Source organism: Micromonospora sp. NPDC049204, from assembly GCF_040647935.1.
Taxonomy (GTDB): Bacteria; Actinomycetota; Actinomycetes; order Mycobacteriales; family Micromonosporaceae; genus Micromonospora.
Genome location: NZ_JBEZDC010000005.1, coordinates 29,209 through 48,675, shown reverse-complemented (window position 1 = coordinate 48,675; position 19,467 = coordinate 29,209). Strand labels below are relative to the sequence as shown.

Annotated in this window: 18 protein-coding genes; 14 read left to right on the top strand and 4 right to left on the bottom strand. The window is 71.8% G+C overall.

The genetic code is table 11. The features are described from left to right. Positions 1-44 precede the first annotated feature (44 nt). The 5 genes from AB0A90_RS11645 to AB0A90_RS11625 all read left to right on the top strand — a co-directional run bounded on the left by AB0A90_RS11645 (position 45) and on the right by AB0A90_RS11625 (position 6,463). Positions 45-1,871 (top strand): alpha-galactosidase, encoded by a 1,827-nt coding sequence (locus tag AB0A90_RS11645; RefSeq protein ID WP_357245302.1) that lies wholly within the window; start codon positions 45-47, stop codon positions 1,869-1,871. A gap of 109 nt (positions 1,872-1,980) precedes the next feature. Continuing rightward, the gene (locus tag AB0A90_RS11640; RefSeq protein ID WP_357245300.1) at positions 1,981-4,155 is read left to right on the top strand and encodes an FUSC family protein; all 2,175 of its coding nucleotides are present in this window, start codon (positions 1,981-1,983) and stop codon (positions 4,153-4,155) included. A 61-nt stretch (positions 4,156-4,216) separates the two neighbouring features. After that, complete coding sequence (locus AB0A90_RS11635; protein ID WP_357245298.1) at positions 4,217-4,828, top strand: permease-like cell division protein FtsX; 612 nt, start codon at positions 4,217-4,219, stop codon at positions 4,826-4,828. After that, complete coding sequence (locus AB0A90_RS11630; protein ID WP_357245296.1) at positions 4,828-5,364, top strand: SigE family RNA polymerase sigma factor; 537 nt, start codon at positions 4,828-4,830, stop codon at positions 5,362-5,364. Before AB0A90_RS11635 ends, AB0A90_RS11630 begins: the two co-directional genes overlap by 1 nt. 61 nt (positions 5,365-5,425) lie before the next feature. Then, positions 5,426-6,463 carry an aminotransferase class V-fold PLP-dependent enzyme gene (locus AB0A90_RS11625; RefSeq protein WP_357245294.1) on the top strand — a complete coding sequence of 346 codons (1,038 nt, stop codon included), beginning with the start codon at positions 5,426-5,428 and terminating at the stop codon, positions 6,461-6,463. Positions 6,464-6,469: 6 nt separating this feature from the next. Here the strand turns inward: AB0A90_RS11625 and AB0A90_RS11620 are convergent, their stop codons facing one another. Then, positions 6,470-7,642 carry an acyl-CoA dehydrogenase family protein gene (locus tag AB0A90_RS11620; RefSeq protein ID WP_357245292.1) on the bottom strand — a complete coding sequence of 391 codons (1,173 nt, stop codon included), beginning with the start codon at positions 7,640-7,642 and terminating at the stop codon, positions 6,470-6,472. A 99-nt stretch (positions 7,643-7,741) separates the two neighbouring features. Between AB0A90_RS11620 and AB0A90_RS11615 the strand changes: the two genes are divergently transcribed. The 3 genes from AB0A90_RS11615 to AB0A90_RS11605 all read left to right on the top strand — a co-directional run bounded on the left by AB0A90_RS11615 (position 7,742) and on the right by AB0A90_RS11605 (position 11,071). Next, a complete protein-coding gene (locus AB0A90_RS11615; protein ID WP_357245291.1) occupies positions 7,742-8,398 on the top strand; it encodes a TetR/AcrR family transcriptional regulator C-terminal domain-containing protein in 657 nt (218 codons plus the stop codon). 94 nt (positions 8,399-8,492) lie between these two features. Continuing rightward, the gene (locus tag AB0A90_RS11610; protein WP_357245289.1) at positions 8,493-9,947 is read left to right on the top strand and encodes an aldehyde dehydrogenase family protein; all 1,455 of its coding nucleotides are present in this window, start codon (positions 8,493-8,495) and stop codon (positions 9,945-9,947) included. After that, positions 9,944-11,071, top strand: coding sequence for a zinc-binding dehydrogenase (locus AB0A90_RS11605; RefSeq protein ID WP_357245287.1), 1,128 nt, complete (start codon positions 9,944-9,946; stop codon positions 11,069-11,071). Before AB0A90_RS11610 ends, AB0A90_RS11605 begins: the two co-directional genes overlap by 4 nt. Before the next feature lie 39 nt (positions 11,072-11,110). On the opposite strand, the gene AB0A90_RS11600 is transcribed toward AB0A90_RS11605, so the two are convergent. Both AB0A90_RS11600 and AB0A90_RS11595 read right to left on the bottom strand, forming a co-directional pair. Continuing rightward, on the bottom strand, positions 11,111-11,857 hold the full coding sequence (locus tag AB0A90_RS11600; RefSeq protein ID WP_357245285.1) for a phosphotransferase: 747 nt from the start codon (positions 11,855-11,857) through the stop codon (positions 11,111-11,113). A 126-nt stretch (positions 11,858-11,983) separates the two neighbouring features. Then, on the bottom strand, positions 11,984-12,247 hold the full coding sequence (locus tag AB0A90_RS11595) for a hypothetical protein (protein WP_357245283.1): 264 nt from the start codon (positions 12,245-12,247) through the stop codon (positions 11,984-11,986). A 165-nt stretch (positions 12,248-12,412) separates the two neighbouring features. Here AB0A90_RS11595 and AB0A90_RS11590 point away from each other — a divergent pair, with 165 nt between their 5' ends. The 4 genes from AB0A90_RS11590 to AB0A90_RS11575 all read left to right on the top strand — a co-directional run bounded on the left by AB0A90_RS11590 (position 12,413) and on the right by AB0A90_RS11575 (position 16,106). Then, on the top strand, positions 12,413-12,778 hold the full coding sequence (locus tag AB0A90_RS11590) for a PadR family transcriptional regulator (protein ID WP_357245281.1): 366 nt from the start codon (positions 12,413-12,415) through the stop codon (positions 12,776-12,778). Continuing rightward, entirely contained in the window at positions 12,775-14,151 is a 1,377-nt protein-coding gene (locus AB0A90_RS11585) for a permease prefix domain 1-containing protein (RefSeq protein WP_357245279.1), read from the top strand. The genes AB0A90_RS11590 and AB0A90_RS11585 overlap by 4 nt, the downstream gene beginning before the upstream one ends. A 124-nt stretch (positions 14,152-14,275) precedes the next feature. After that, the gene (locus AB0A90_RS11580; RefSeq protein WP_357245277.1) at positions 14,276-14,839 is read left to right on the top strand and encodes a TetR/AcrR family transcriptional regulator; all 564 of its coding nucleotides are present in this window, start codon (positions 14,276-14,278) and stop codon (positions 14,837-14,839) included. Beyond that, positions 14,832-16,106, top strand: a complete 1,275-nt coding sequence (locus tag AB0A90_RS11575; RefSeq protein WP_357245275.1) for an FAD-dependent monooxygenase — start codon at positions 14,832-14,834, stop codon at positions 16,104-16,106. The genes AB0A90_RS11580 and AB0A90_RS11575 overlap by 8 nt, the downstream gene beginning before the upstream one ends. A 25-nt stretch (positions 16,107-16,131) precedes the next feature. On the opposite strand, the gene AB0A90_RS11570 is transcribed toward AB0A90_RS11575, so the two are convergent. After that, a complete protein-coding gene (locus AB0A90_RS11570; RefSeq protein ID WP_357245274.1) occupies positions 16,132-16,989 on the bottom strand; it encodes an SPFH domain-containing protein in 858 nt (285 codons plus the stop codon). 147 nt (positions 16,990-17,136) lie between these two features. Here AB0A90_RS11570 and AB0A90_RS11565 point away from each other — a divergent pair, with 147 nt between their 5' ends. Together AB0A90_RS11565 and AB0A90_RS11560 are read left to right on the top strand one after the other, a co-directional pair. Further along, positions 17,137-17,808: a transcriptional regulator gene (locus tag AB0A90_RS11565; RefSeq protein ID WP_357245272.1), complete on the top strand. Its 672-nt coding sequence runs from the start codon at positions 17,137-17,139 to the stop codon at positions 17,806-17,808. Positions 17,809-17,889: 81 nt separating this feature from the next. Then, positions 17,890-19,458 (top strand): MFS transporter, encoded by a 1,569-nt coding sequence (locus AB0A90_RS11560; RefSeq protein ID WP_357245270.1) that lies wholly within the window; start codon positions 17,890-17,892, stop codon positions 19,456-19,458. Positions 19,459-19,467: the final 9 nt, after the last annotated feature.

The window sequence follows — 19,467 nt, the reverse complement described above, 5'->3', positions numbered from 1 at the left end:
TGAGCGTTAACATCGACAACCACCACTGTCTGTCGGGAGGTCCGATGACGCTCGTCCTCGCGCGTTCCACCGCACGTCGGATGGCCGGGCTCACGGCTCTGGTCGTGCTGCTCGCCGTCGGCCTCAGCGTCATCTCCGGCAAGCCGGCCGCGGCGTGGGACAACGGCACGGCGGACACCCCGCCGATGGGCTGGAACAGCTACGACTCGTTCAACTGGCGCGTCACCGAGTCCGACGTCCGGGCCAACGCCGACTACATGCGCGACAACCTGCGCCAGCACGGTTGGCAGTACGTCGTCATCGACTGGGCCTGGTACTACCCCGGCCAGCACAACAACAGCCCCAACCAGGACGCCGGCCTCAACCCCCGGCTGCGGATGGACGCCAACGGGCGCCTGCTGCCGGACACCACGCGGTTCCCCTCGGCGGCGGGCGACAACGGGTTCAAGCCTCTCGCCGACTACGTGCACGCCCAGGGGCTGAAGTTCGGCGTCCACCTGATGCGCGGCATCCCCCGGCAGGCGGTGGCCGACAACGTGCCCATCCTCGGCACCAACTGTCGAGCCAACCAGATCAACAACAGCACCACCGCGGCCTGGCTCAACCTGATGTGGGGCCTGAACATGTCCAACGCCTGCGCGCAGGCGTACCTGGACTCGGTCTTCCAACTCCTGGCCGGCTGGGGCGTCGACTACGTGAAGGTGGACGACATCGCGGCCCCGACCTACCGGCAGGCCGAGGTCGAGGGTTACCGGACGGCGATCCAGCGCAGCGGTCGGCCGATGGTGCTGAGCCTCTCGCCCGGTGCGACACCACTGGCCAGCGGCGGGCACGTGCGGGACAACGCGCACATGTGGCGCATCGTCAACGACCTGTGGGACAACTGGTCGTCGCTCGACGCGCTCTTCGACCAGTTGCGCAACTGGACGCCGTACCGGACGACCGGTGCCTGGCCCGATCCGGACATGATCCCGATCGGGCGGCTGTCGAAGTACGGCCCGGTCGGCGCACCCCGCTACTCGGCGCTCACCGCCGATGAGCAGCGCACGCTGATGACCCTGTGGGCGATCAACCGGGCCCCGCTGATGTGGGGCGGCAACCTGGTCGAGAACCGCGCCGCCGAGCTGGCGCTGATGACGAACGCGGCGGTCCTCGCCGTCGACCAGAACAGCGCCAACAACCGGCAGCTCGTCGGCGGCACCCGGCAGGTGTGGACCGCCGACGTGCCGGGCAGCGACCACCGGTACGTGGCGCTGTTCAACCGCGAGAGCGCGACCGCCACCGTCTCGCTGAACCTGGCCGACCTGGGCATCGGCTCGGCCACCGTCACCGACCTGTGGTCCGGCGCGAGTCTCGGCACCGTCACCGGCACGCTCAGCGGGTCCCTCCCCGCCCACGGCAGTGGCCTGTACCGGCTGGCGCCGCTGACCACCACCCCCACGCCGACCACCTCCACCGTGGCCGCGCGGCACAGCGGGAAGCTCCTCGACGTCTCCAACGCGTCCACCGCGGACGGCGCGAACGTCGTGCAGTGGGGCGCGAACGGGCAGGCCAACCAGCGGTGGCGGTTCCAGGACACCGGTGGTGGCTATTCCACGGTGACAAGCGTCAGCAGCGGCAAGTGCCTCGACGTGTACGGCGGCGCGAGTGCCACCGCCGACGGCGTCCGGGTCATCCAGTGGGCGTGCAACGGCGGCACCAACCAGCAGTGGCGCGTCGAGGATCTCGGCACCGGCTACGTCCGGCTCGTCGCCCGGCACAGCGGAAAGTGCCTGGACGTGCTGAACGCCGCCACCGCGGACGGCGCCCAGACCGTGCAGTGGACCTGCGGCACCGGCACCAGCCAACAGTGGCGACGCACCACCGTGTAGCGCTCAGCGGCGCGCCCGCCACATCGCGCTGATTCGTCGCGAAACGCGCCGCCACCAGCAGGTCCCGGGGCGAGAATGAGGGGTGCCGCGACGATCCGGGGGAGCAGGCGTGCGGGCAACCGGCCTCCTCGGCCGGCTCCGCCGCCGCGACCCGGGCGATGCCGTCCTGCGGCGGGCGGCACGACTGACACTCGTCGCGTCCGTCGTCTTCTACGGCTGCCGCTACGGCGCGGGCAGTTCGGTGCTCGCCACCTACGGCCTGTTCGGCACGATCGCCGCCGGATCGTTCGCGCAGTTGCCCGGTCCGGCGCCGCAACGGGCGCGGATCCTCGTCACCGCACTGCCGGCGGCGTGGGCGCTGATCGCCGTGGGGTCGTTGCTGGCGTGGAGCACGTGGTCGGCCGCCGGTGGCATGGTGGTCATCGGGTTCGTCGTGGCGTTCGCCGGGGTCGGCAACCCGCGCCTGGTGGGGTTGGCCAGCGCGTTCCAACTCTTCTACATCCTGGCGTCGTTCCCGCCGTACCAGCCGGGCACCCTGCCGGAGCGACTCGGCGGCGTCACGTTCGCCATCGTGCTGCTCGCCGCGGCGGAGGTGCTCCTCTGGCCCGATCCGGTGCCGGTCTCCTACCGGCAGCGCCTCGCCGTCGCGGCGGACCGCGTCGCGGCGTTCCTCGACGTCACCGCCGAGCGGTTGACCGACCCGCCCACCGGTCCGGGTGCTCGGGACCCGCGGCGCGAGCGCGCGTACGACTCGGTGGCCGCCATCGAACTGGGCCGCAACCCCCCGGAGTGGGCGCCGAGCGCGGCGGGCGCCCAGGATCGGGCGTTGCGGATCTGCGCGTCCGCGCTCCGCGAGGCGCTCGCCGAGGCGGACCGGTTGGCCGTGGACGCGCCAGCCGTACCGATTGGGGATCTGGCGGCGGCGAGTCTGCTGCGCTCGTGCGCGGTGACGACCCGCGCCGCCGGCCGGACCCTGACACCGGGCGCCCCGCCGGTGGGTCTCGACGACCTGGACGCCGCGATCGGGCGAGCCGAGACGGCGTACCTCGCCGGAGAGGGCGACGGCCACGACCCGCCGGACGCGTCCCGGTTGTGCCGGGACGCGACGGCACTGGCCGTCGCCGACCAGACCCGGGTCTTCGCCGTGGGCGTCCGGGTGGCCACCGGGTCGCGGCCCGACGGCGAGGACGCCCCCGGAGGGCTCTTCGCGTACGCGCGGCACAGCCCGTGGCGGCTGTACTGGTGGCAGTTCCGCTCCCACCTGGCACCCCGCTCGGCCCACCTGCACAGCTCGCTTCGGGTGGCCGTGGCGCTCGCCGTCGCCCGGATCGCCGCCGGGGCGCTGCACCTGACCCACGGCTTCTGGGTGCTGCTGGCCACCCTCACCGTCCTGCGTACCTCGGCCGCCGACACCCGCACCGCCCTGCGCCCGGCCGTGCTGGGCACGATCGTCGGTGCCGTCGTCAGCGGCGGGCTGATGCTCGTCATCGACAAGCCGATCGTGTACGCCGTCGTCCTGCCGGTGACCCTGCTGCTGGCCTTCGGCGTCGGTCGCCTGCTCGGCCCGGTGTGGCAGCAGGCGCTGTTCACCGTGCTGCTGACCGTCGTCTTCGCCCAGCTCAGCCCGGAAGGGTGGCGGCTCGCCGAGACCCGCCTCGTCGACGTGCTGCTCGGCGCGGTGATCGGCGTGCTCGCCGGCGTGGCGATGTGGCCGCGCGGCGCGAGCCACGATCTGCGGCACAACGCGACGGGCTACCTGAGGGCCAGCGCGGACGCCGTCGAGCAGACCGTGCTGGCGATCGTCGGCGGCGCTCCGCCTCCCGACCGTGCCCTCGACCGGGTCCGGCGCCGAATGATCCTTGTCGACTCGTCGTACTGCCAGTACCACTCGGAGCGACACCATCCGCACCGGCAGCAGGTGAACTGGGACGCGGTCCTGAGCGCCGGGCACCACGTGGTGCCCGGCGCGGAGTCGCTGTTGCGCCGCAACCCGCCCGGCTGCCTCGCCGGCTGGCCGGCCGCGGCGGCCCTGCTGCGGGACTCCGCCGCGCATCTGCGCTCGGCGTACGACGACGTCGCCCGCGAGGTGGCGCACGACCGCGCCGCGGGTCCGACGGCCGACCCGGCCGGCTGCGGCGACGAACTGGACCGGGTTCGTCCACTGCTCAGCGGGCCGGACCCGCGGTCGGTCCGGCACCTCGTGGAGGTCGACAGGTGGCTCACCGGCCTCTCGGCCAGCCTCGCCCGAATCCGTCCACCGGCTGGCGATTCGGCCCCGATGTGACCGATCCGGTGCCCCAACCAGTCATGGAGTGTGGGAGTCCACCGGAGCACGGGAGTGAATCATGGATCAGAACCTGCGGATGCTCTTCGACCGGGCGATCGTCGACGAGCCCGCACTGCCGTCGACCGACCTGGCCGGCGCGGCGATGGCAGCCGGCACCAGCCTGCGCCGACGTCGACAGCGCCTGGTGACGGCGGGCACGGCAGCCGTGGCCGCCATCGCGGCGGTCGGGGTGGTGAACGTGGTGGCACCGCCGCAACGGTCGGCCCCGGAACCGACGACCGTGCCGGCGGCGTTCGGCATGCTGGTGAACAGGGCGTGCGAGGCCCCCGCCCAGACGACCGCGACCGATGCTTCGATCTTCCTCACCGACGACATCACCAATGGGCAGCGCGACGCGGTCAACCGCGCGCTGGACGTGGATCCGGCGGTCGGGACCCTGGTGTTCGTGAGTCGCGAACAGGCGTTGATCAACTTCAGGAAGATGTACGAGGACGCGCCCGAACTCGCCGCCAGCGTGAAGGCCAGCCAATTTCCGGAGTCGTACCGGATCACGCTCGTCGCGCGGGAGCAGTTCGCGACGTTGAAGGGCCTGGTCAAACGCATGCCCGGAGTCGAAGAGATCATCGGCATCGACTGCCCGGCCGGCACGAACGCGTCGGCGGTCGACTGATGGCGGGTGTGCGCTGGGGCGCGGCCCGACGGCGCGAGCAGACCGCCCGGCAGGCGGAGTTCACCGCCTTCGTCGAGACCACCGCGCCGCGACTGCGCCGGACCGCCTACCTGATGTGCCACGACTGGCACCTGGCGCAGGACCTGACCCAGACCACCTTCGCGAAGATGTACGCGAACTGGAGCCGGATCCGGCACACCACGAACCTCGACGCGTACAGCCGGCGGGTGCTGATGAACGTCGTCTTCGACCACGCGAAGCGGCGTAGCGCCACCGAGCTGGTGCTGGCCGAGCTGCCCGAGGCGGCGCCCCGACGGCTCGACGACACCGCGGAGGTGCACGTCACCCTGCTTCGGGCGCTTGCCACCCTGCCCCTTCGGGACCAGGCCATCGTCGTGCTTCGGCACTGGGAGGACCAGAGCGTCGAGGCCGTCGCCAGCACCCTCGGCGTCTCCGTCTCGGTGGTCAAGACGCAGAACGCCCGCGCACTGACCAGGTTGCGGACGGTGCTCGGCCAGGACTTCGTCCGGATCTGACAGGCCGCCGATCGCCGATTGGTCCTGCCCGTTCGACGCCGCCTCGCCTAACGTCGGCGAGATGGAGATCGAGCAGGCGCAGAAGCTGTGGCAGCCGGAGCCCGGCTGGTTGAACACCGCCTCCTACGGGTTGCCGCCCGAGCCGGCGTGGACGGCACTACAGGACGCCCTGGGCGCGTGGCGCGTCGGCCGCACGTCGTGGGAGGGCTGGGGCGAGGCGGTGCACTCGTCCCGTACCGCGTTCGCCGCCCTGATCGGGGTGCCGGCCGGTGACGTCGCGGTCGGCGCGGCCGTGTCGCAGATCCTCGCGCCGGTCGCGGCGGCCCTGCCGGCCGGGGCGACGGTGGTGGTCCCCGAGGTCGAGTTCACCTCCAACCTGTTTCCGTGGCTGGTGCAGGAGGAGCGCGGGGTCAAGGTCCGTACGGTGTCGCTGGCTGGCCTGGTCGACGCGATCGACAGCGACACCGATGTGGTCGCGTTCAGCCTGGTGCAGTCGGCCGACGGGGCGGTGGCGGCGTACGACGAGATCGTGACCGCGGCCCGCGCGCACGGCGCGTTGGTGGTGGTGGACGCGACCCAGGCGTGCGGCTGGCTGCCGTTCGACGGGAGCGGGGCCGACGTGGTGGCCGTCGGTGGCTACAAGTGGCTGATGAACCCGCGCGGCACCGCCTACGCCTACCTGGCCCCGGCGCTGCGCGAGCGGTTGCGCCCGGACGCCGCCGGCTGGTACGCGGGCCGCGACCCGCACGCCTCCTACTACGGCGCGCCGCTGCGGCTGGCCGACGACGCCCGCCGGTTCGACATCTCCCCGGCCTGGTTCAGCTGGGTCGGCGCGGCGCCGGCGCTGGAGTTGGTCGCCGAGATCGGCGTGCCGGCGATCCGGGAGCACAACGTGGCGTTGGCCAACCGGTTCCTGGCCGGGCTGGGCCGGCCGCCGGGGGAGAGCGCCATCGTCAGCGTCGACGTGCCGGACGCGGAGCAGCGGCTGGCGGCGGCCGGCATCCGGGCGGCGGTCCGCGCCGGACGGGTCCGCGCCTCCTTCCACGTCTACTCCACCGAGGCCGACGTGGACGCGGCGTTGGAGGCGTTGACGGGGTGACTCCGCTCAGGCGAGGTGACCACCGATCTTCGTGTAGCCGCGCAGCAGGTCCCGGGAGATGATCAGCCGCTGCATCTCGTCGGTGCCCTCGAAGATCCGGTAGAGCCGGACCTGCCGGTACCACCGCTCGATGGGCAGCTCCCGGGTGTAGCCCATGCCGCCGTGGATCTGGAGCACCCGGTCGACCACCCGGTTGACCATGCCGGCGCCGTAGAGCTTGCCCATCGACGACGCGTGCCGGGGATCCAGGCCCTGGTCGACGGTCCACGCCGAACGCAGCACCAGCCACCGGGCCGCCTCCAGTTCGGTCTCCGAGTCGGCGATCATCCACTGGATGGCCTGGTTGGTGCCGATCTTCGCGCCGAACGTCTCGCGGGTGTTGGCGTAGTCGATCGCCATCTGCAGCACCCGTTCGGCGATGCCGATGGCGTGCGACGGGATGGTGTAGCGGCCCTTGCCGATCCACTCCATGCCCAGCGTGAAGCCCTGCCCGATCTCGCCGAGGATGTTGCGGTGCGGCACGCGGACGCCGTCGAAGATGAGCGATGCGGGGCCACCCTCGCCCATGGTCTGGATGAACTCCGAGCGCCAACCCATCGTCCGGTCGACCAGGAAGGCGGTGGCCCCACCGTTGCGGGCGCCCTTGTCCCGATCCGTCACCGCGACCACGATGGCGAAGTCCGCGTCGTGCCCGCCGGTGATGAAGGTCTTCTCGCCGTCCAGGACCCAGTCGTCGCCGTCGCGGCGCGCCGAGAGCCGGATGTTCGCGGCGTCCGAGCCCGCCCCCGGCTCGGTGATCGCGAAGCAGGAGCGCCGCTCGCCCTCGATGGTCGGGAGAAGGAACTCCCGCTTCTGCTCCTCGGTGGCGTGGAACAGGATGTTGTCGGCCTCCCCGCCGAAGCGGAACGGCACGAACGTGCGGCCCAACTCCGTCCAGATCAAGGACTGGAGTACGGCCGGCAGGTTCATGCCGCCGTACTCCTCGGGGGTGGCCAGGCCCCAGAAGCCGAACTTGCGGGCCTTGAGTTGCAGCTCGCGCACCTCGGAGTGGTCCAGGCCCGGCTGGTGCGCCCGCTCCCGGCGGAGCACCTCGGCTTCCAGGGGCAGCACCTCGCGGCTGATGAACGACCGGACGGTGTCCCGCACCGCCCGCTCCTCGTCGGTCAGCGAAAAGTCCACGGTGGTCCTCCTGGCGTCGGAGCTGCCGGTCACCATTAAACTAGCGGTGCAAGTTTTGCCGCGTCCAGACCCCCACCGCCGAGACCCGCGAGGAGCGCAGTGCCCCGACCCCGCCAGCCCCGCCTCACCCGGCAGCTGATCGTCGAGACCGCCACCGCGCTCATCGACGCCGAGGGCCTGCCCGCCTTCTCCACCCGCCGGCTCGCCGCCGAGTTGGGCGTCCGCGGCCCGTCGCTCTACAACCACTTCGCCACCAAGGACGAGATCCTCGACGCCGTCGCGGACACGGTCACCGGCGCCGTCGACACCAGCGGCTTCGCCAGCCGGGACTGGGCCGCCGCGCTGCGCGACTGGGCCTGGTCGTACCGGCGGGCGCTCACCGCGCACCCGAACATCGTGCCGTACCTGGCGCAGGGGCCGGGCCGCCGACCGGCCGCCCTCGCCATGGCCGACGCCGTCTACGGCGGGCTGGTACGCGCCGGCTGGCCGCCGGCCCGCGCCACCCACATCGGCGCCGCGCTGCGCTACTTCGTGGCCGGGTCGGCGCTCGGCTCGTTCGCCCGCGGCTTCGTCGAGGACCCGGAGCTGTACGCCGCGCACTACCCGCACCTGCGGCAGGCACACCGGCTCGCCGAGCACCAGCAGAGCGTGGACGAGGGCGCCTTCGCCCTCGGCCTGGACGCGCTGCTGCACGGTCTGGCCGCCGAGTACGCCCGCAGCGTCGGCACGGTGGAGTCCGGGCGGCCCAGCGGGTAGCGTCCAAACTCCCAGCGCTAGTTTCATCGCCCCGTCGCCATCACCCGCCGCGACCCCGTCGCCATCGCCCGTCGACCACCCCCGAAGGGACGCCATGGACCTCGCCGCCCCGCCGTCGCAGCTGCCCGACACCCTGCGCCTCCGACGTCACCTGCACATCGGCGGCGAGTGGACCTCTCCCGCCGGCACCGACCTGCTCGAGGTGGAGAATCCGAGCACCGGCGAGCCGATCGGGCAGGTGCCCGCCGGCACCCCGGCCGATGTGGATCGCGCCGTCGCCGCGGCCCGCGCCGCCTTCCCCGGCTGGGCGGCCACCGCCCCCGGCGAGCGTGCCGCCCACCTCGACCGGCTGCACACCGCACTCGCCGCCCGCGCCGACGACCTCACCCGCACCATCGCCGTGGAGCTGGGCTCGCCGCTGAGGTTCGCCACCCGCGTCCAGGTCGGGCTGCCGTTGACCGTGCTGCGCGACCACGTCGCGCTCGCCGCCCGACCACCCGTCGAGGAGAGCATCGGCAACTCGCTCGTCGTCCGCGAGCCGATCGGCGTGGTCGGCGCGATCACCCCGTGGAACTACCCGCTGCACCAGGTGGTGGCCAAGCTGGCGCCCGCGCTGGCCGCCGGCTGCACGGTGGTCCTCAAGCCCAGCGAGTTGACCCCGTTGACCGCGTACCTGCTGTTCGACGCCGTCACCGAGGCCGGCCTGCCGCCGGGGGTCCTCAACCTGGTCCCCGGCACCGGACCGGTGGTCGGCGAGGCCCTGGCCGGGCACCCCGACGTCGACCTGGTCTCGTTCACCGGCTCCACCGCCACCGGCGCGCGGATCATGCGGGTCGCCGCCGACCGGATCGCCCGGGTCGCGCTGGAGCTGGGCGGCAAGTCCGCGAACGTGCTCCTCCGCGACGCCGACCTGGCCGGCGCGGTCAAGGTGGGCGTCGGCAACGCCCTGCTCAACTCCGGGCAGACCTGCACCGCGTGGACCCGGATGCTGGTGCACCGCGACCGGTACGCCGAAGCACTCGACCTGGTCGCCGCGGCGGTGGCCGGCTACCGGCTCGGCGATCCGTTCGATCCGGCCACGCGGCTCGGCCCGCTGGTCTCCGCCGCCCAGGTCGAGCGGGTCCGTGGCCACGTCGACCGGGCGCTCGCCGACGGCGCCCGGCTGGTCGCCGGCGGACCGGACGCTCCGGTGCCGGCCCAGGGGCACTTCGTCGCCCCGACCGTCTTCGCCGACGTGCACCCGGACAGCGCGCTCGCCCAGGAGGAGGTCTTCGGCCCGGTCCTCGCCGTCCTCCCGTTCGACGACACCGACGAGGCGGTCGCCATCGCCAACAACTCGCGGTACGGGCTGGCCGGCGCGGTCTGGTCCGCCGACACCGAGGCGGCGCTCGCGGTGGCCCGGCGGCTGCGGACCGGCGCGGTCGACATCAACGGCGCCCCGTTCAATCCGCTCGCCCCGTTCGGCGGCTACAAGCAGTCCGGCCTGGGCCGGGAGTTGGGCGTGCACGGGCTCGCCGAGTTCTGCGAGCTGAAGGCGATCCAGCGATGAGCGGCCCCGAGCCGTCCCCGGCCGCGCCGGGCCGCGGCGAGCCGGTCATCGTCCGCGCGCTTGTCGCGCGCGGGGCCGGCGCCGAGCTGCGCGTCGAGCGGATACGCCTGCCCGCGCCCGGTCCGGGCGAGGTACGGGTGACGATCCGAGCCGCCGGCGTCTGCCACTCCGACCTGTCCATGGTGAACGGCACCATCGCCGCGAGGTTCCCGCTGGCGCTCGGGCACGAGGCGACCGGCGTTATCGCCGAGGCCGGGCCGGGCAGCACCCTGCGGGTCGGCACCCCGGTGGTGCTCAACTGGGCACCGGCCTGTCGGGCCTGCTGGTGGTGCCGCAACGGCGAACCGTGGCTCTGCGCCGACACCACCGCCCCGACCGTGCCGCGCGGCGAGACCGACGACGGCCTCCCGCTGCACCTGACCCTCGGCCTCGGCGCGCTCGCCGAGGCGGTGGTGGTGCCCGAGAACGCCGTCATCCCGATCCCGGCGGGCCTGCCGCCGGAGCGGGCCGCGTTGCTCGGCTGCGCGGTGCTCACCGGTGTCGGCGCGGTCCACAACACCGCCCGGGTCGCGCCCGGCCAGTCGGTCGCGGTGATCGGACTCGGCGGGGTCGGGCTCGCCGTGCTCACCGCTGCCCGCCAGGCCGGCGCAACGACGATCCTCGCGGTCGACGTCGCCGAGGCCAAACGGGACCTGGCGCTCGCCGCCGGGGCGACCGACTTCCTGCTCTCCGACGACCGGCTCTCCAAGGAGGTACGGGCGCGCACCGAGGGCCGGGGCGTCGACCACGCCTTCGAGTGCGTCGGCCGCGCCACCACCATCCGCGCCGCCTGGCGGCTGACCCGGCGCGGGGGAGTGGTGACAGTGGTCGGCATGGGCGCCAAGGACGACATGGTCAGTCTCGGCGCGCTCGACATCTTCCACTCCGCCCGCACCCTGCGCTCCTCGGTGTACGGCTCGTCCGACCCGGAGCGGGAGGTGCCGGCGCTGGCTGCCAAGCTGGCCGACGGCGCGCTGGATCTGCGCGTGCTGGTCAGTGGCACAGTCCCGCTGGACGACGCGCCCACGGCATTCGCCCGACTGGCGCGAGGCGAGGGCGCTCGCTGGGTGGTCACCCTGGACTGAGCCGAGTGGGTCGGCCACTGCCGCTCACCCGGACGCGTGTCACATCCGCGCCCGCAGCACGTCGACCTCGCAGCCTGGCGACGAGGGGTCGAAGCCGTGTTGGACGAGCCAGCGGATCGCCAGCAGGCTGCGCATCGACCACCACGCCCGGATCACGTCGAGGTCGACGTCGACGCCGTAGCCGGCCACGACGTCGTCGAGGTGCTCCTCGTGCCCGAGCGTCAACGTGGCGAGGTCGAAGAGGGCATCGCCCCGGCACGCCTCGGACCAGTCGAGCACACCGGTGATCTCGTCACCGTCGACGAACACATGAGCGATCTGCAGGTCGCCGTGGGTGAACACCGGTGTCCACGGCCGGAGCGCGGCCTCGGCGACGTGGCGGTTGCGGATGACCAGGTCGGTGGGGAGAACGTCGTTGCTGACGAGCCACTCGCATTCGACGTCGAGCCGTGCGGCCAACTCGTCGCGGCTGCGGCCGGGCCAGGGCGGCAGCGGCGCGTCGTGCAGCGTACGTGCGGCGGCGCCCGCCGCGGCCCACGCCGCCGGCGACGCGGTCGACGGCTCGCCGAGGCGACCGAGCGCGGTTCCGGGCAGGGCGGCGAGCGCGAGTACCGGCGGCCGGTGCCAGAGGACCTCGGGAGTCGGGATCGGTGCGATCGCCATCGCCTTGACCTCGACGTCGGCGCGTACCGGATCGGCGTCGATCTTCAGGAACGTGTCGCCGACGCGCAGGGTCGCGCGTTCGCGATGGGCGACGACGACTTCGACTTCCTGCACGGCAGGCATTATCGCGACCCGACCACCGGTTTCCCAGGGGATTGTCGGCGACGAGGGGCGTGCCTGGCCCGGTGCCCTGGGCTGGCTCCGAACGGGCCAACCCTGGGCGCCCGGGCGACAAAGCCGGGCGACAGATCAGAAGGGTGGGGCGTCCTCGCCCATCAGCGCCAGCACGACGCCACCCTTGCCGCTCTTGAGGCCCTGGACCACGACTTTGCCGGTGCTGCCGTCGGGCAGCTCCAGGGTGAAGGTCTTTCCGATCGCGTTCTTGGGGCCGTTGCCGGCGCTGTTGGCGGGGCGGAAGTCGCCCGCCCAGGGTGCGATACCGCCCCTACGGGCCGGCTCGGCGAAGAGCGCGGCGGTGCCGGGGGTGCGGGTGCCGTCGGAGGAAAGGAGCACTGAGGCGCTGCGAAAGGTAGCCATATGCGCCAAGGCTAACCCGGCCGTGCCGGTTCGGGGCACCACAGCTGCCCGTAACGGCGATTTGGTCGTCGCCCCTTGCGGGTGGAGCAATACCTAGCAGTACGATGCATTGTACTTCTAGGGTTAGGGGTGAGAGGCTTCATGAAAGTCGCCAAGGATCTGGTCGCCGCCTCGGCGACACCGATGGTGCTCGGCATCCTGGCCGAGGGCGAGAGCTACGGGTACGCCATCCTGCGGCGGATCAACGAGCTGTCGGGGGGAGAGCTGGACTGGACCGAGGGGCTGCTCTACCCGCTGCTGCACCGGCTCGAACGGCTCGCCTATCTGGAGTCGAGCTGGCAGGCGGTCGCCGGTGAGCGCAAGCGCAAGTACTACCGCATCACCGACCGGGGCCTGGCCGAACTGGCCGAGCAGCGCCGGCAGTGGGACACCGTCGTGGGTGCGCTCAAGGAGATCTGGCACGACCGCGCGCCACTGACGGCGTACCCGCTGGAGGGCCTCGCATGACAAGGCACGGTGGGCCGGAGGAGCTGGAAGAGCAGTTCGCGCAGTGGCGTCGGTACGTGCTGCGCCGCAGGGAGCTGCAGGCGGTGGACGCGGACGAGCTGGAAGACCACCTTCGCGGCTCCGTCGACGAGCTCGTCGCCGCCGGCCTGAGCCCGGACGAGGCGTTCCTGGTCGCGGTGAAACGGATGGGCAGCCTCGACGATCTCTCCCGCGAGTTCGCCCGGGAACATTCGGAACGTCTGTGGAAGCAGTTGGTGCTGACCGGCGACTCCGGCGGTCCGGTCGCCGGCACACGCTCCCGCCGGGACCTGTGGGTCCTGCTCGGCTGCGCGGCGGGTGCGGTGGTGTCCGTCAAGGCGCCCGCGCTGTTCGGGCTGAGCCTCGACGACGACGGCTCGTTCTACGCGCGCAACGCCACCCTGTTCGCGCTGCCCTGGTTGGCGGGGTTCCTGGCCTGGCGCCGGCAGGCCCGGCCGGCGGTGCTCGCGGTGCTGGTGGCGCTGTTCGCGCTCGGCGTCGCGGCGGCCAACGCCTACCCCCTGCCGGACGACTCGCAGTCCGTGGTCGTCACCGGCGTCCACCTGCCCATCGCTCTCTGGCTCGTGGTCGGTCTGGCCTACGTCGCCGACGACTGGCGCTCGTCTCGTCGACGCATGGACTTCATCCGCTTCACCGGCGAGTGGTTCATCTACTTCGTGCTGATGGCCCTCGGCGGCGGCGTGCTCGCCGCGTTCCTGTTCAACACCTTCGCGGCCATCGGCATCGTCCCGGAGGCGTTCGTCTCGCAGTGGCTCCTGCCCTGCGGCGCCGCGGCCGCGGTCGTGGTGGCCGGGTGGCTGGTCGAGGCCAAGCAGAGTGTCGTGGAGAACATCGCGCCGGTCCTCACCCGACTGTTCACGCCGCTCTTCACGGCCGCCCTGCTCGCCTTCCTCGTCGCGGTGGTCTGGACCAGCCACGGCATCGACGTCGAGCGCGAGGCGCTGATCCTGTTCGACCTCCTGCTGGTCGTGGTGCTGGGGCTGCTGCTCTACTCACTCTCGGCCCGTGATCCGCTGGCCCCGGCCGGAGCGTTCGACAAACTCCAACTCGCGCTGGTGGTCAGTGCGTTGGCGATCGACGTGCTGGTGCTGTTGGAGATCACCGGGCGCATCACCGACGAGTACGGCAGCACGCCCAACCGGGCGGCCGCGCTCGGCGAGAACGTGATCCTGCTGGTCAATCTCGCGTGGTCGGCGTGGCTCCTGCTGACCTTCATCCGCCGACGCACGCCGTTCGCCACGCTGGAACGGTGGCAGACCGGCTACCTGCCGGTGTACGCGGCGTGGGCCTGGATCGTGGTCCTCGTCTTTCCCCCGTTGTTCAGCTACGCCTAGGGCGCGCTCGGCGGTGTGGGCACCTCCCGGCCGGGATCGGGAGGTGCCCACCAACCAGGTGGTTGACACCTGGTCACACAGATGCTGAACTATCAACCAACCGCTTGGTTGAGGATGGGTGGGAATGACTGAACAGCTCGACCGCCGGCAGGCCCTGGTGCACGCGGCGTTCTCGGCGATCGCCGAGAACGGCTTCGAGGGGTTCCGGCTGCGACCGATCGCTGCCGCGGCAGGCATCGACCACTCCACCCTGCACCACTACTTCCGGACCAAGGCCGATCTGATCGCCGCGGTGCTCGAGCACGTGACCAGCCAATTCGAGGCGACGATGCACACCGACCTGGAACCCGCCGCCCGGTTGCGGCAACACCTCAGCGAGATCGCCACCGCCGTCGCGGAACGGCCCGAGTTGTTCGTCGTACTCGATGAGCTTGATCTTCGCGCTCGACGTGACGCGTCCACCGAGGTCGATATCGAGCGTGACGAACAGGGGTGGCGCGACGCCCTCGCGGCGATCTTCAGCGAGGGCGTCGCGCACCACGTCTGGTCGGTGAACCTCAACGTCGCCGCCAGCGTCGAGCTGGTGATCGCCACCGTCAAGGGCATCCGTCTGCGTCCCGACAAGGCCGAGTCGGTTGTCAACCAACTGTGCGACCTCTTCGCACCGGAAGGACTCACCCATGATTGACGTCCTCATCGTCGGCGGTGGCATCGGCGGTCTCGCGCTCGCCCAGGGTCTGCGTAAACACGGCCTCGACGCCGCCGTGTACGAGCGTGACCGGTGCCGCGACGACCGGGTGGACCGCTACCGGCTCGCCATCAACCCGGCGGGCAGCCGGTCGCTGCGTGCCTGCCTGCCCGACCGGCAGTGGCAGGCGTTCACGGACACCGCGGGCCGCCCCGGCGGCGGTTTCGGCTTCCTGGGCACGGACCTGCGCACGCTCGTCCTCGTCGAGGACGCGCTCATGCATCCCGACGATCCCGACCCCGCGGAACGGGCCTACCCGGTCGACCGTCAGACACTGCGCGGCGTCCTCCTCGACGGACTCGACGACGCCGTCCACTACGACAGGACGTTCGAACGCTACGAGCTCGCCGCCGACGGTCGGCCCACCGCGCACTTCGCCGACGGCACGTCCGTCAGCTGCGACGTCCTGGTCGGCGCCGACGGGATCAACTCCCGGGTACGCGCGCAGTACCTGCCGACCGCAACCCAGCGCGACACCGGCGCGGTGGGCGTCGGGCTCAAGTTGCCGCTGAACGACGACACCCGAGCCTGGTTACCCGCCCGGCTGGCGGACGGCATGAACCTCGTCCTGACCGGTGCGCCGTACTTCCTGTTCACCTCCGTGTTCGAACGCCAGCAGCCGGTCGGGGACGACTATCTGCTCTGCGCGTTCGTCGGCCGCAACGAACTGTTTCCCTCGCGTCCGGAGCGCCTCGACGGCGCACAGTTGAAGGCCTACGTCGCCGGGCTGATCACGGGCTGGCACCCGGCGCTCCGCCGGCTGATCGACGAGTGTCCACCGGGGGAGGTGAGCGCGTTTCCGTTCCAGGCGTCCGATCGCCCGGTGCCCTGGGCGCCGTCGCGGGTCACCGTCCTCGGCGACGCCGTGCACGGCATGCCGCCGGCCGGCGGTAACGGCGCCAACACCGCACTGCGCGACTCCGCCCTGCTCACCCGCCAGTTGTCCCTGGCCGGCACCGGCCACCTGCCGCTGCTGGACGCGATCGGCGAGTACGAGACCGAGATGCGCGAGTACGGATTCCAAGCCGTCGACCTGGCCCTGCGGACCCTCCACCAGGGCATGATGAGCAACCCGCTGAACGTGGGCCTGACCCGTCGCTGGTTCAGCCTCTGCGACATCGTGCCACCGCTGCGCCGGATGACCTTCGGCGCGAGCTGGGCCAAGGTCAGCGCTCCCCGTGCCTGGGAGCGGGCCGCCGCGCGCTGACGAGCGCCGACCCGCTCGGCGTCGGTCACTTGCCGGTGACGATGCCCGGGTTGATGCACAGACCCGGGTTGGCGCCGTTCTTCTCGGCGATCTCCAGACAACGGGTCACCTTGTCGACCTTCGCGTTGGTCTCGGTGATCTGCTTGGAGATCTCGGCGTTCTTGCGGTCCTGCTCCAGGTTGCGGGTCTGGGCCAGCTTGTCCTGGAACGCCTTGATGTTGCCCTCGGTCTTGTCGTCGTGGTTCACCCGGGTGATCGTCACCGAGAGGATGTCCACGTCGGTGGTGAGCCGGGCTTCCGCGCTGGTCTTGATGTTCGCCGCGAACGGCTTCAGGTCGACGTTGAGGTCACCGGTCTGGGCGTCGATCTTCTCAAGGGGGTTGTACGCGGCGAAGGCGTCGTTGACCGCGCTGTCCAACTGCACTCCCACCCGCTGACCCCGGAAGCTGTTGAAGTCGCCCTTGTAGTCCATGAACTGCTTCGGCGCGTTCTCCGGCTTGACCTGCCACTCGATGAGGACCTCGACGCAGGCGTCGGCGAGCGTGCCGGTGCGGACCCGTACGCAGTTGTTGCCGCCGATGTGGTCGTACTTCTGCCGGCCGGCGTCCCACTCGCCGACCTTCTGCCAGGGCGCCACCCACTTCAGGCCGGAACCGGTCACCTCGCCGGTGGGCTTGCCGAAGCTGGTGACGATGCCGACCGAGCGGATGGGCACCGAGTGGGCGCTGGAGGTGATCCCGACCAGCAGGGTGAGGGCCAGGAAGCCGAGGGCCGCGAGAGCGGCCACCCGCTTCAGTGGCCGCGCGCGGGTGACGAGGGCCAGGACGGCGCTGACCGCCAGGGCGGCGGTGAAGACGATCGCCGTGGTGAAGCCGACAGGCATGGGTGGGGACCTTCCGCGGGGCTGGGTAGATCATCAACCTAGGAGGTCCGGTCAAGGTCGCCGCCGGCAAATCCCGCGCCGGCGCATCCACCGCCCGCCGTTCCAGCGAAACCCCGGGTAGGGAACGTCTATCCGGGGGTACGTCTGGTGCTGACCGAGCCGATGCCGGCGCGGACCGTGGAGATCGCGTACAAGCAGGTCTCGCTGGCTGCCGAGGACCTGGACGGCAATGCCGTCGCCACGCTGGTGCTGGAGGTGGCCGAGGCCTGGGGCGTGCCGGCGCTCTGGGAGCAGGTCTGTCGTCCGTTGTTGGCCCGGCTGCGGGGACGTTCCGCCGCCGAGGTCGCCGTCGAACATGCCCTCTCCGAGGGCGTCCGGGTCGGGTTGGACGTGTACCGCCGGGAGCCGGGCCGGTCACTGCCCGCCGGCGGGTTGCTGCTGGCCGGCGCCGAGAAGGAGGCGCACTGCCTTGGTCTGCACGCGCTCGCCGCCGCGCTGCGCGAGCAGGGGCGCGGGTGTCTGCACCTGGGGCCCGCGCTGCCCTGGTCGGCGCTGGCCAGCGCGGTGTACCGGGCCCGCCCGCACACCGTCGTGCTCTGGTCGCAGACGCCGGTCACCGGCCGCGCGTACCGTCTGGTGCGCTTTGCCCGGGACTTCCCACGCCTGCGGGTGTACGGCGCGGGACCGGGTTGGATCGAGCCACTCACCGCGCCGGCGGACCGCCTCGACTCGCTGCCGACCGCCGTCGCCGCCTGCCTGGCCGTTGCTACCCGGCGTGATGCCCACCACATACGATACGGATCGGTGCCGTATCGTTAATGCGCGCCGTAGGCTGACCCGCGTTACGAGTCTGACCCGTATCGTATTGCGGCGCGGGGAAAGCGTGGGGGGAAACCAGGCATGGAGCTGCACAACAACACCGGCCACCCGAGGAGGTGGGCGATCCTGGGGGTGCTGGTGATCAGCCTCCTCGTGGTCGTCCTCGACAACACGATCCTGAACGTCGCCCTGCGCACCCTGGCCGACCCGGTGCACGGCCTCGGCGCCAGCCAGGGCGAGCTGGAGTGGTCCATCAACTCCTACACGCTCGTCTTCGCCGGACTGCTGTTCACCTTCGGGGTGCTCGGCGACCGCGCCGGCCGCAAGCGCTTCCTGATGATCGGTCTGGTGCTGTTCGGCCTGGCGTCGCTGCTCTCCGCGTACGCCCAGAGCCCCGGCCAGCTCGTCGCGGCCCGCGCCCTGATGGGGGTCGGCGGCGCGGCCATCATGCCGGTGACGCTCTCGATCATCTCCAACGTCTTCGACCCGCGCGAGCGTGGCCGGGCCATCGGTGTCTGGGCCGGCGCCGTCGGCCTCGCCGTGGCCATCGGCCCGATCCTCGGCGGCGCGCTGCTGGAGCACTTCTGGTGGGGTTCGGTCTTCCTGATCAACGTGCCGGTGGTCATCGCCGGCGTGGTGCTGGTGGGCCTGCTGGTCCCGGAGTCGCGTGACCCGCGACCGGGCCGGATCGACGTATTCGGCGTGCTGCTCTCCGTGGTCGGCCTGGTCGCCCTCTCCTACGGCATCATCGACGGCGGCGAGCACGGCTTCGACCGCCCGATCGCCTGGGGTTCGATCCTGATCGGCGTCGCGGTGCTCGCCTGGTTCGTCCGGCACGAGCGGCGCAGCGACCACCCGTCGCTGGACGTCCGGCTGTTCAAGGTGCCCCGCTTCGCCGCGCCGGTCGCCATCGTCGGCCTGGTGTTCTTCGCCGCGATGGGCTCGATGTTCTTCGGCTCGTTCTACCTGCAACTCGTACGCGACTACAGCCCGTTGCAGACCGGTCTGCTCTTCCTGCCCTTCGCCGGTGCCCAGCTGATCTTCGCGCCGCGCAGCGCCGCGATGGTCCGCCGCTACGGCGGTAAGGCCGTCGCCACCGTCGGCCTGGCGCTGACCGTGGTGTCCCTCGGCGCCTTCCTCTTCATCGGCGCCTCCACCCCGATCTGGATCGTGCTGCTCGTCTTCCTCATCCAGGGCGCGGGAATGGCCAACATCATGCCGCCCGCCACGGAGTCGATCATGTCGGCGCTGCCCCGCGAGAAGGCCGGCGTGGGCTCCGCGGTCAGCAACACCATCCGCCAGGTGGCCGGCGCGCTCGGCGTGGCCGTCCTCGGCTCGGTCCTCTCCGCGGTCTACCGCAGCGACATCGGTGACGCGCTGACCGGCCTGCCCACGCAGGCCCGCGACGCGGCCAACGAGTCGATCTCCGGCGCGTACGCGGCGGCTGGCCAGCTCGGCCCGGCGGGCCCGTCGCTGATCTCGGCGGCCAACGACGCCTTCGTCACCGCCATGCACTGGGCGGCCGGGCTCTCCGCGGTGATCGCCGCGCTCGGGATCATCGTGGTGCTGCGCTGGATGCCGGGTCGGGAGGAGACCAGCGTCGCTCCGGCGGCCCCGGTCGCCGAGCCCGAGTTGGCCGGTACGGCATAGGTGCGGAAA

What these genes read in the sequence shown, in the direction of transcription:
- AB0A90_RS11635 (WP_357245298.1), top strand. Translation starts at nt 4,217, where the DNA reads ATGGATCAGAACCTGCGGATGCTCTTCGACCGGGCGATCGTCGACGAG.
- AB0A90_RS11605 (WP_357245287.1), top strand. Translation starts at nt 9,944, where the DNA reads ATGAGCGGCCCCGAGCCGTCCCCGGCCGCGCCGGGCCGCGGCGAGCCG.
- AB0A90_RS11645 (WP_357245302.1), top strand. Translation starts at nt 45, where the DNA reads ATGACGCTCGTCCTCGCGCGTTCCACCGCACGTCGGATGGCCGGGCTC.
- AB0A90_RS11575 (WP_357245275.1), top strand. Translation starts at nt 14,832, where the DNA reads ATGATTGACGTCCTCATCGTCGGCGGTGGCATCGGCGGTCTCGCGCTC.
- AB0A90_RS11560 (WP_357245270.1), top strand. Translation starts at nt 17,890, where the DNA reads ATGGAGCTGCACAACAACACCGGCCACCCGAGGAGGTGGGCGATCCTG.
- AB0A90_RS11590 (WP_357245281.1), top strand. Translation starts at nt 12,413, where the DNA reads ATGAAAGTCGCCAAGGATCTGGTCGCCGCCTCGGCGACACCGATGGTG.
- AB0A90_RS11610 (WP_357245289.1), top strand. Translation starts at nt 8,493, where the DNA reads ATGGACCTCGCCGCCCCGCCGTCGCAGCTGCCCGACACCCTGCGCCTC.
- AB0A90_RS11585 (WP_357245279.1), top strand. Translation starts at nt 12,775, where the DNA reads ATGACAAGGCACGGTGGGCCGGAGGAGCTGGAAGAGCAGTTCGCGCAG.
- AB0A90_RS11630 (WP_357245296.1), top strand. Translation starts at nt 4,828, where the DNA reads ATGGCGGGTGTGCGCTGGGGCGCGGCCCGACGGCGCGAGCAGACCGCC.
- AB0A90_RS11570 (WP_357245274.1), bottom strand. Translation starts at nt 16,989, where the DNA reads ATGCCTGTCGGCTTCACCACGGCGATCGTCTTCACCGCCGCCCTGGCG.
- AB0A90_RS11580 (WP_357245277.1), top strand. Translation starts at nt 14,276, where the DNA reads ATGACTGAACAGCTCGACCGCCGGCAGGCCCTGGTGCACGCGGCGTTC.
- AB0A90_RS11600 (WP_357245285.1), bottom strand. Translation starts at nt 11,857, where the DNA reads ATGCCTGCCGTGCAGGAAGTCGAAGTCGTCGTCGCCCATCGCGAACGC.
- AB0A90_RS11625 (WP_357245294.1), top strand. Translation starts at nt 5,426, where the DNA reads ATGGAGATCGAGCAGGCGCAGAAGCTGTGGCAGCCGGAGCCCGGCTGG.